This is a genomic window from Gluconobacter sphaericus NBRC 12467 (assembly GCF_006539125.1).
GTDB lineage: Bacteria > Pseudomonadota > Alphaproteobacteria > Acetobacterales > Acetobacteraceae > Gluconobacter > Gluconobacter sphaericus.
In genome coordinates this window covers 17,253-27,178 of the sequence record NZ_BJMK01000026.1, presented here as the reverse complement: position 1 = coordinate 27,178, position 9,926 = coordinate 17,253, and the positions used below count along the sequence as shown (strand labels likewise).

Here is a 9,926-nt window from a genome sequence, read left to right as displayed (position 1 = left end):
CTCTTTAGGGCCTGTCTTTTGATCTTCGACACTCTGTCGCTTCCGCCATTTTGCAACTGTTTTCGGGTTGATCCCGAACTCCTTGCTCAGCGCCGCGAGCGAAGCCTGCGATCGCGGTATTGCCGCTCGCACGGCGTGCGTAGTCGTGGCGCTCCCATAACGTATCTGTCCCATAAGGCTTCCTTCCACTCGCGGGAAAATAATACCCCATCAAATCCCGGGACTAAACACCTAAAGGCTGGATCAGCTTCGAGGTCTGTTCGCGCAGTGTCTTCAGACCTGACAACTTCTCGAAGTTTTGGATCTGTTTTGCCAGCCTGTTGTAAGGCTTTTGTAGGTTTGAGATAGACGAGTTTATCTTCGCCAGTTGCTTTGTAGCGTTGTCAACGACGCTGACGTTGACCGTATATGTTCCGTTTGATGCCATGTTTTACCAGTCCAGATTAAGTTCTGGTATTTAACCTGACGTGTACTTTTAACCTTTTTATCCATGCTCCACGTACTCGGTATGGATCAAACACATGAAATCTATCAAGATCATGTTCAGATAGATAAGGCATTTAAGAATGAGCACTGAAAAAACGCCATACAAAGCCATTCAGGAAGAACTGAACCGCGCAGTTAAATTATCACCACTTAACAGCGATCAAATACAAAACGAACTCAGGCTCATAACCTCCCTTTTCGACAGATACTCAGATGACATACCGACGATGGTTGAGAGTTATGAAAACAGATGCCTTGGTTATATCAAAACTATAAAAGATAATAACGGAACACCTGTACAAGCACTTGGTGACGATAGATCGACATATGTCATCCCTATAAAGGGAGACACAACAAAACTGTGGCTGGATATAGATGATCTATGCTCAAAAAGTATCCAAAACTTCAAAGAGAACGTAGAGATTTACCGAAACAGTACATTGGATTGTGTTCTGGAAAACGTCTCTGACTTCTATAAACTCCTAATGGAGCAGAACGTCACTGAAAAGATCGTCAAAGATGAGATAAAATCAGTCTGCCAATCCTTCAGAATGAATATAAAATGGGCAAAAACATTTAATGCCTTAACGGCAGGAAACTTTGAATCCAGAGTAGATGACTTACTAAAAATCCAATCTGGCGCCATAGCAGCACAATGGTGCTATAACAACCTAGATGAAGATCAAGATTATCCTATAGAAAACCATAAGTCTCATGATCATAAGATATTCATCGTGCGTGGTTCTTGGGCAGATGAAGGTGGGTATCTATCAGGAGATATAACCTATCTAGACACGGTGATGTCTGACCTCATGACGACTGGATGTAGTTGTTATCTCACCTTTTTCTTTAATGTCTCTGACCTCCCTAAAAAGCTACAAAGTGAGAAATACTCTGAACTCCGTAGAAAAAACATCAAGTCTCCTCCCATAAGCCCTGCTCCGGCAGAAAACATCATCGCACCGAAAGAATATCGCGGTTTGTCCGGAATGCTGAAAAAGCTCTTTGGAGCCTGACCAAAAATGAAGTCTGCAACCCGGAGAAACCGTGCTCTATGACGTTTTTTAATGACTATTATCTGCCCCTGCTTCTCCCACATGGAGGGTTCGAAAAACCCTCCACCTCGGTTCTTCCACGAGATCGAAAGTTTACATATTCGGGTTTACTGCTTCCATAATCTTAATCCCTCTAGCAGTTAGCCTATAAACAGCACCTTCTATGAAGATCCCAGTGCTTAGATATGCTGAGTTATTGTGCTTAATACACCCACAAGAAAACAGGTTTTCAAAAGACAGAGACACATCATCATCGTCCATCTTCTCTCTATCTTCTACCGAGAAATAAGTCTTAATATGCGAAGACGATAGTTCGAATTTTGATTTTTCTAAATAAACAGAAAATATATACTTTAATACTAAAGCATCATTTGGTTCAAACTTTTTAACAACATCCACTATATCGCTTCGTATGTCCCGTTCATTACCTGTCATGATCCTTGCCAACATGGCAGCCCATAGCTTTTGAAGCTCTTCTCTATCTTCCCCGATACAAGCCTCAATGACCTTTTCGGCTTGTTTGCAGGAAACATCTTCCACGCGCTCTTTACCTTCGGTCATCTTATCAGCCATCTCGCACATATGTTCGAGATTAGCTTTTGCTCTAGCATAGCGAAACTTATCAGTGACCCAATATTGCCAGACTTCTGAGATAGCAGCCTTCATACCCGGGACAGCCTGAGTGACTGCCTTAACAGCATGAGCACCGTCGATAATCTCTTGAACTATTGTAACCTCAGTCATACGAAAACCCTTATTTTATCTAGTATTTTCTATGGAGCCTGATGGCCTTCAATTTAAACAACGCGCAATTTTCTACCAAAAAAATATTCAAAACGCCTTTTTGAGTCAGGCTCTAAGGCCGTTGATAAAGGCGTTCCGGTCGAAGAGATATCCGAACTTATCGCAGCTCTGCGCCTAGACGTGCGGCCTCTTGATCACAACCTGGCTCTCGCAGCCGGATTGATGCGTGATGCGACCAAGCGGGTCGGCCTCAGCCACGGAGACCGCGCCTGTCTGGCATTGGCTAAAAAATTGGATCTCCCTGCGGTCACCGCAGATCGGGCATGGGCTGAAATTGCTGATGCGATCGGCGTTGAAGTGGTTCTCATTCGATAGACTTACTCGATGTAAATCTTGTGTAGGTTTTCTGTTCCGCAGCCACTCAAACCCCGGGGGGAGCTGCCAGAGAAAAGCGGACCTACCGCTTACGCCTTCATGTCAGACATTGGGTGGCTAGAAGAGTTTCCCAGAAGCCGACATAAAAAATCGAGCACTCAGATGGAAACTCCTGATGGCCAACTTCCGCACTCACACTTACTAGCTCGAGATTCGAAACTCATCAGGTGATGAGGGGGTAACGGCAGTGGCGTTCGCTTCCGTACTGCTTCCCTGAGTGCTCACGCTGTTAAGTTTCTCTCTGAACGTGTCTGTAAAACGCATCAGAATAAGGGGCGAGAGAAAGCGGCGTACCTCCTTGATTCTGGGCAAGATTTCATCCCAAATCGCCACAATTTTTTGGAGATATTGCATATTGACTGGACTGGATTGACCGCCTCGCAGCGTGAAGCTAACGTCGAAGTCGTCGCCATTGGTCCATGACCAATACATAGTGGTCGAAAAAACAGCCTTTGTGCAAAGCACTTCAAGTAGCTCTTGATTGAAAGAGTGACCTGTCTCGGTCTCCACTATACCCAAATACTCGCAGATTTGGGATAAAAGAAGTTCCAGTCGGGTCAAGGGCTTCGGATGAGAGCCTTCAACAGCCGCTATCGGAACAATAGGCTTACTTCCGTTGAAACGGAAAAAGACCAAAGAGAGGCCGCACACCATTAGGTAAAGTGTCCCGCATAAAACTTCGGGCCGCTCCTCAGCGTCGGCGAAGCTGGGATCCTCTATATGTCGAAGCAAATCCGTGGCGTAGAAGATCGTCGCCGCGAAGTCGGCGGCAAGTTCCGTAACATGAGAGACCAGTGCTTCTCGATCATTGATAGGTTTATGATGTGAAACCTCGAAATCGTGGACGTGAGTCGTTTGCATGGCTTCATTTCCCCTCGGCCCGAACTCGTGGCGTATGATGCCATGCTCTTGCAGGAGGTGGCCGAGCTCATGGAAATACACCCACGTGATCGCCGCGATGAACATGTTCCTGACGTGTTCGTCTTCGTTAAAGCATTCAGGGAGTTTCGTGCGATTGTTATAAAACTCGTAGGGGGTAAAATCTGCTTCTGGCCTGCTTCGCAGGAACTCGCAAAAATTTTCGATGTCACGCCACACCTGTCGCACAAACTCGTAGTATATCGTGATGCTGTGCTGCGGCGGTTTGTCGCTTTGACTTAGAGAGGACGCGTACGCGCCATAAATTTCCTTCTCACTCCAATAAATCGATAATTTTCCGCCCAGAGGGGCGTATATTATGTCATTTGTTTCATTATTGATGCGGCCTAAAATATCACCTGCCAACTCATAGATCTCGGCATCCTCCATCGCGCACTTTCCTATTTCTTAGAGGCTGTTTCTTAATTCTGTTGTAATGGAGATAGCTGGCTGTGACGAGATCTGCCTCCCGCAATCTTACGAGACGGAGTTGGAGCATTAGCGCTGGGACTCATATCCGATTACTTTACGCTGCTGGCTTATGAATAAATGCTCAAAGAATGATTTGCCCGATCCGTTCACTTTGTGTCTATTTTGGTAGTCCTTATCTTATAAGCCGACCTTCCGCTTGCCCCCCCCCAAGTCAGTCGCAGGACGTGAGTGGTCAGAAGCCCATCGCCTCTCTCTGAGCCTGCCGATTGAAACCCGTTCCCCGTTGAAACGCGGGACGGCAGTTGAGATTTCGCCCCCAACCGTCCCGCCGCGCCTGGAGCGGGATCTCGTCGATGAAACAGCTCGGACTGGCCTGCTCGCCCCGACGAAACTCGCACCAGGACACGCTAACGCGCTGGCGGCCGCGGGTGAGTGCGACATAGGCCAGACGGCGTTCTTCTGCCGGGTCAATATTCGTGCGCGACGGGAACAGTGTGTCTTCCCACCCGATCAGAAAGACATGCCCGAACTCCAGACCCTTTGATCCGTGAATGGTCATCAGCTTGACCCGGCCGACACTCTCATCGCCGCTGCTTTCCGAGCCAAGGGCAGCGTGGTCGAACAGCTCTTCCACCGAGCTGAACTCGTTGGCGAGCGATAGAAGCTCGTGCAGGTTTTCCAGCGCCGTGCGGCCATCGTCCCCGGCTGCCTGGTGCATCGCGAGATACCCGCTCTCTTCTACAAGAACCCTCAGACGCTCTCCCAAACTGGGCTCGCCACTGCGGGCGCCTTTCAGGATCACGTCCAGAAAGCAGCGCAGCTTGTCAGCAGCCTTGCCGGTGCGTCCCTGCACCGTGCGCTCCGCTGCCTCGTACAGCGAGATCGCCTCCTCATCCGCGACCTGTTCGAATGTCGCCATGGCCTTGGCCCCGATCCCCCGGGCGGGCTGATTGACGATCCGGCGGAATGCCTCATCTGACTGCCGCTCATACGGAAAACATGTCAGACGCAGGAAGGCCAGCGCGTCCTTGACCACGCCGCGCTGCCAGAAGGCGGTGTCATTGACCAGCTCGTAAGGGATCTTTGCGCGCAGCAGAGACTCTTCCAGCAGCCGGGAGAGATGGTTGAAGCGATAGAGCACCGCCATGTCCTCGTAAGGCACGCCTTCCAGGGCGCGACGTCCGATCTCGGCGGCAATCCCGGAAGCCTCGTCCTGGCTGCCGGTGTGCCGCAGAATATCCACTGGCTCCCCATCTCCGGACGCGGTATACAGTGTTTTCTCCAGCCGGTTGGTGTCGTGAGAAATCACTGCGTTGGCCGCTGACAGGATGTGACCGGTCGAACGGAAGTTCTGCTCCAGAGCAATCATGCGTCCGGTTGGAAACTCCCTGAGAAAACTTCGGATAATCCGGACATTGGCCCCACGCCAGCCGTAAATCGACTGCGCATCGTCGCCCACAACGAAGAGCTCGTTGTGGTCTTTGGACAGGCATTTCAGCCAGAGAAACTGGAGCCGGTTGACGTCCTGGAACTCATCGGCGAGCACGCAGTCAAACCGGCCTGACCAGTCCTGTCTGTAGCGTTCGTCGCGGAGCATGGTCACGGTGGGCCATAGCAGCAGGTCTGCAAAATCCGCGCGATTGCTTTCGCGCAACATCGCCTGATAGGCTGGATAGAGCGCGGCCGCATCTCGCCAGACCATGATGTCATCGCCTTCGGTGATGGCATCCGTCGCAATCCGTCCCTCTACCCAGGTCACGGCATCCGGGGGAAGCACCATGTTTTCCTTGAGCATGGCGATGCGCGAGCTGACGGATTTCACACGCTTGCGGAATGTCTCTCCATCGTCAGCATTCATGACGCCCGCTTCAATCGCCTTTTCCAGAAGCCTGCGCACGATCTTCGTGCTGTCTTCGCTGTCACAGACGTCGAAGCCCGGACGCAGCCCGGCAATGTCAGGATCGGTCCGCAGCTGACGGCGTCCGTGCGCATGGAAGGTGCCCACCCAGTACGGGGCCTGCGCGATGTTCAGGGCCGCTGCGATCCGCGTCTTCATCTCCCCGGCCGCCTTGTTGGTAAAGGTCACAGCCAGAATGCGATCGGGCGACATCCGGCGCTTGACGACACGGTCGACAATACCGGCCACAAGCGTCTTGGTCTTTCCGGTCCCGGCACCCGCCAGAACAACAACCGGTCCTGTCTGACGCGCGGCGTCTGCCTGGGAGGGGGTCAAGCCTAAGAGATGATTATCCACGACCACGTCCCTGCTCCCGGGTGCCATGAAGAACATCGCACCGCGTCGCACGGCGGCCATCAAGGCTGAGGATCATGTCCGGCTCGACCATCAGGTCGAACTCCTGCCCGAAGTCCCATGTCCCGTCCGCCAGGACCGTGCCTCCGACCACGAGACCGCGCAGCACATCATCGCCGAACGCAATCTCGGCGTAGGTCTGCGGGAAGGGCGGCTGATTGTGCAGCAGAGCCCAGGTATGCCAGGCGCGGGTTGTCTCTACATCGGCATGCCAGGCGGCGGTCAGTTCTGCGACATGCCCCAGAAGTGTGACGGCTTCCGGGCGGTCAGGATGACGCGTGCTTCCGGGAACGGTGCCAATCTGGACAAGCTGCTGCTCCCCCGCCTGACAGGTCAGGAACCCATTGTCTCCGGTCGGGAACTGAACAAACAGGACGATGCGCCCGGAGAGATCCCAGCCTGCCGCGCTCCAGCGCCCCCCAACCACAAGACCCTGACCCCGCCCCGTCTCAGGACCGTATTCTACCAGCGCCCAGGGAATACGACATCCGAGGTCTGGCATCCGGCGCAGATAATGGTCCGCATCCGGGTGCGCCAGAAAGGCCGTTCTCAGAGCGTCATTCTTTTCATGCCCGGGAAACAGCGCCTCCATTTCCCGTCGTGCCTTGTCATTCGTCATCAGTCTCTCCTCAGGCGGCGCGGGCGGCGGCCACAACAGTCTTCAGGGCGTCGTTGAAATCTTTGCAGCCACCATGGGGAATACGGCGGATCACGCGGACACCGGCTTCGCGGCCCAGCTCTGCAAGGCGCGCGGCATAGCGGTTTCCGGCGTCGTCATTATCGGTTGCGGCTACCAGAACGGCAGCCGGATCATTTGCCATTTCAGCCAGCTCGGCCGTCAGGGCTTCGACCGTCTCCGGTCCCATGCCACCTGCGGTCGAGCAGTACAGGGTTTCGCGCGTGCGCTCGCTGTCGAGGGCGGCGTAGGAGAGGGCATCAATGGCGGATTCACTCACCACCAGACGGCGGACCGTGCGCGCGAGGCCGGGCTGGAACCGGAACAGCGTTTTGACCGTACCCGACAGACAGATGCCCCTGGTGTCCGGGCCGCGCAGTTCCGCACCACAGATGGCTCCCGCGGCATCCCGGTGGCAGAACCAGGCGGCGTGATAGCCGTCCCGGATGCAGCCGGTCATGATGGCCCGACGCAGCACCCACTCCGGAAGGCCGCGCTCCTCGGTGAGGTACGCCCACACCTTCGTGCCGGATGTCAGTTCCTTCTTGCCGTGCCAGCGCTCGGCCGGAGCAACGTCTGGCGTTTTGGCCTGACGCTCGCGGACGTATTCTGCCCCCTTCGGTTCAATGCCCACCAGCTGACCCAGCTCACGGCAGGCATCGCGAAACTTCAGACCGGGTGTCAGGCGCTGGATCAGGGAGAACACATCCCCCTTTTCGTCCGATCCCGTATCCCACCAGCCACGGCCTTCATGGTTGACGATAATCGTCTCGCCCTTTCCCGCACGGTATTTCAGAGCGTTCCGCGTGCTTTCGGGCTTGTCGAGAAGATAGCCATGGCGCTCAAGCAGCAGAGCACAGGAGACGCCTTTGACAATGTCGGTCCGGTCGTCATCAGACAGTCTGAACGGCTCAAAGCGTGCCATGATCGTCATCCTTTCTCGCTTCGGGGCGGCGCAACGGTCAGAACCGGCCTCAACGCCCCTGTGATCTGGGTTTAATTTAGGGAAAATCCGCAGGTATTGCAAGAAAAAATGAATATTTACTGCGGTTTTCATGGTTTTCATTTGTCGTTACTTGCACATATACAAACATAATCGCCATAAACTTAACGAATACTTAAAAAGCCTTTCGTTCGACCCGTGCCGGAGGCAAAAGGGGCGAAAGCAAGCGCAGCGACGCCTTTCGTCCCGACACTTTCAGTGTCCGTCACAAACGTAGCGCAGGACACGATGCCTTCTCAGGGGACCCGGCTGCACGGAGCAACCGAAGGGCGCGGAGGAAGCTGGGGTGGAAGGTCGTCTTGTCCGGAGTGAGGCTTGTGGCACTCCAGACCTTTCCTGCCAGAGGCTCCCGCCCCTTCATGCACAGCTCCGCCCCATGAAGGGACTGGGCATCACGCTTGTCTGGTGTGCGCTCCGCGCCCGCTCGGGAAGATGGGCCGATCCTTCAAGCTCGCGGGCAATGGCGTCGATCTGAGCCTTCAGAGCCTGAATATTTTGCAGGCCGATCCGGTCCCTTCGAATTTCGAGGCGTCCGTACAGGGCGATCCGCTCAGTGCCGCTCTCAATCGTCAGGTCATCGATCCGAACACTTTTGCCTGCGTCAAGGAAAGGAATGAAGCTCATGGCATGGTCTCCAGCACAGGACTGCCAGAGGCAGGCCGGATGCGATCAGCATAAGGACTTTTAAGGGGGCGAGGCAGCGTCATGGCCGTCTGACGGATCTCATCGGGAAGAGACGGGAAAGGATCTACACCCGTCGCCTGGGTTAACGCGCCGATGCTGATGATCGTACAGGTTGGTTGGCTGCTATTTTGACAGAAATACGCGCCTGCTTCGTCCTCGACAGGATCGTAAACAGCCTTCCAGGTCGCAGAGGGCACAAAAACCCGATGCGATCCGATGGTCTTTACCGACGCTTCAAATGCCGGACCGGTCACGACGTAAAGCTCGCCTTCGCGCTGTGCGAGACGACGCACCGCCATTTCCACGCCCGTCCAGATGCCTTCATTCAGTTCCGGGGTCTGGGGAACAACATTGGCGAGCGAAAAACTCTGCTCCTGCGCCTGAAGACTGCCTTCGTCCGCCGAACAGGCCATATGGCCGCGATCATAATCCGACGCGCGGTAGTCGCTCAGCTCGGCCCTGTCCTCAAAGGACAGACGGGGATCGGCATGAAAGAACCGGACGACCCGGCCGATCTGCATACTGCGTTCCAGGTCTTCCTCGGTCAGATGCTCTGCCGTCCACAGGGGGCCATGACTGATGCCCGAATGCAGGACAGCAAAGGCGTCATTGCACAGAAGAACGGTCTGCTGCCCAAGCGCCTCGTTGGTCAGAACCGGAAGCTGGCCATCTCCGCCAAACTCGGCACACCCGGCCGGTGCCGCCTGACTTGCGGTGGCCCAAAACAGGGCGCTCAGGGCAAGCCCCGCTCTGTGGTGTCGCATCGCCATTCCCTTTCCTCCCGGATGCCTGTGGTGTGCATGCCAGGATGACACGGCCTGTTGTGAGTGAGGGATCAGGGCTGTCAATGGGAGACACTCAGCAGCGTGCGTTGCGCCGAACGATGGGCGGCGCTGGCGTCACGGCGCAGTGCGGCGCGTAACGCCGCCCCGAGACGATCGTCATTCGCGTCATCAACCAGGTGATCGGCTTCCGCGTAAAAGCGCCGTGCGCGGCCAATGGTTTTGCCTGCCGAGACGGCGCGGTGAAAGACGGGCGCCTCAAGAGCGGGAAGAAAACTGGACGTAGGGGTGAGCATCTGGATCTGCACGATGCGGTTCCTTTCTTGTGTTTATTGACCGGATGCGGGCCGCGCTGCGGCCCTGATGTCAGTGGAGGAAGGAGAGGATCGGGAGAGTGGTC

At 54.6% G+C, this 9,926-nt stretch carries 10 protein-coding genes and 1 pseudogene; 2 read left to right on the top strand and 9 right to left on the bottom strand.

Going from position 1 to position 9,926, the window contains the following annotated elements:
* Positions 1–174 (bottom strand): annotated as a pseudogene (locus GSP01_RS11795) (IS481 family transposase); the annotation flags it as partial.
* 392 nt (positions 175–566) lie between these two features.
* Here GSP01_RS11795 and GSP01_RS11785 point away from each other — a divergent pair.
* The gene (locus GSP01_RS11785) at positions 567–1,502 is read left to right on the top strand and encodes a hypothetical protein (RefSeq protein WP_141353783.1); all 936 of its coding nucleotides are present in this window, start codon (positions 567–569) and stop codon (positions 1,500–1,502) included.
* Between the two features lie 132 nt (positions 1,503–1,634).
* Here GSP01_RS11785 and GSP01_RS11780 read toward each other — a convergent pair whose 3' ends face one another.
* Positions 1,635–2,285 (bottom strand): Abi-alpha family protein, encoded by a 651-nt coding sequence (locus GSP01_RS11780; RefSeq protein ID WP_141353781.1) that lies wholly within the window; start codon positions 2,283–2,285, stop codon positions 1,635–1,637.
* A 147-nt stretch (positions 2,286–2,432) separates the two neighbouring features.
* Between GSP01_RS11780 and GSP01_RS15240 the strand changes: the two genes are divergently transcribed.
* On the top strand, positions 2,433–2,660 hold the full coding sequence (locus tag GSP01_RS15240; RefSeq protein WP_348536419.1) for a PIN domain-containing protein: 228 nt from the start codon (positions 2,433–2,435) through the stop codon (positions 2,658–2,660).
* 201 nt (positions 2,661–2,861) lie between these two features.
* Here the strand turns inward: GSP01_RS15240 and GSP01_RS11770 are convergent, their stop codons facing one another.
* The 7 genes from GSP01_RS11770 to GSP01_RS11740 form a co-directional block, all read right to left on the bottom strand.
* Positions 2,862–4,028 (bottom strand): hypothetical protein, encoded by a 1,167-nt coding sequence (locus tag GSP01_RS11770; protein WP_141353779.1) that lies wholly within the window; start codon positions 4,026–4,028, stop codon positions 2,862–2,864.
* 274 nt (positions 4,029–4,302) lie between these two features.
* Positions 4,303–6,303: an ATP-dependent helicase gene (locus GSP01_RS11765; RefSeq protein ID WP_255320899.1), complete on the bottom strand. Its 2,001-nt coding sequence runs from the start codon at positions 6,301–6,303 to the stop codon at positions 4,303–4,305.
* Between the two features lie 13 nt (positions 6,304–6,316).
* On the bottom strand, positions 6,317–7,000 hold the full coding sequence (locus tag GSP01_RS11760) for a hypothetical protein (RefSeq protein ID WP_141353777.1): 684 nt from the start codon (positions 6,998–7,000) through the stop codon (positions 6,317–6,319).
* A 10-nt stretch (positions 7,001–7,010) separates the two neighbouring features.
* Entirely contained in the window at positions 7,011–7,982 is a 972-nt protein-coding gene (locus GSP01_RS11755) for a DUF3991 and toprim domain-containing protein (protein WP_167495539.1), read from the bottom strand.
* Positions 7,983–8,417: 435 nt separating this feature from the next.
* Positions 8,418–8,684, bottom strand: a complete 267-nt coding sequence (locus tag GSP01_RS11750) for a hypothetical protein (protein WP_141353774.1) — start codon at positions 8,682–8,684, stop codon at positions 8,418–8,420.
* On the bottom strand, positions 8,681–9,508 hold the full coding sequence (locus GSP01_RS11745; protein WP_228123982.1) for a DNA/RNA non-specific endonuclease: 828 nt from the start codon (positions 9,506–9,508) through the stop codon (positions 8,681–8,683). The genes GSP01_RS11750 and GSP01_RS11745 overlap by 4 nt, the downstream gene beginning before the upstream one ends.
* 80 nt (positions 9,509–9,588) lie before the next feature.
* On the bottom strand, positions 9,589–9,834 hold the full coding sequence (locus GSP01_RS11740; RefSeq protein ID WP_141353772.1) for a hypothetical protein: 246 nt from the start codon (positions 9,832–9,834) through the stop codon (positions 9,589–9,591).
* Positions 9,835–9,926 lie beyond the last annotated feature (92 nt).

Bases quoted from the DNA above. Each gene is read 5' to 3' on its own strand.
- GSP01_RS11755 (WP_167495539.1), bottom strand. From the start codon at position 7,982: ATGGCACGCTTTGAGCCGTTCAGACTGTCTGATGACGACCGGACCGAC.
- GSP01_RS11770 (WP_141353779.1), bottom strand. From the start codon at position 4,028: ATGGAGGATGCCGAGATCTATGAGTTGGCAGGTGATATTTTAGGCCGC.
- GSP01_RS11785 (WP_141353783.1), top strand. From the start codon at position 567: ATGAGCACTGAAAAAACGCCATACAAAGCCATTCAGGAAGAACTGAAC.
- GSP01_RS11780 (WP_141353781.1), bottom strand. From the start codon at position 2,285: ATGACTGAGGTTACAATAGTTCAAGAGATTATCGACGGTGCTCATGCT.
- GSP01_RS11760 (WP_141353777.1), bottom strand. From the start codon at position 7,000: ATGACGAATGACAAGGCACGACGGGAAATGGAGGCGCTGTTTCCCGGG.
- GSP01_RS11750 (WP_141353774.1), bottom strand. From the start codon at position 8,684: ATGAGCTTCATTCCTTTCCTTGACGCAGGCAAAAGTGTTCGGATCGAT.
- GSP01_RS11745 (WP_228123982.1), bottom strand. From the start codon at position 9,508: ATGCGACACCACAGAGCGGGGCTTGCCCTGAGCGCCCTGTTTTGGGCC.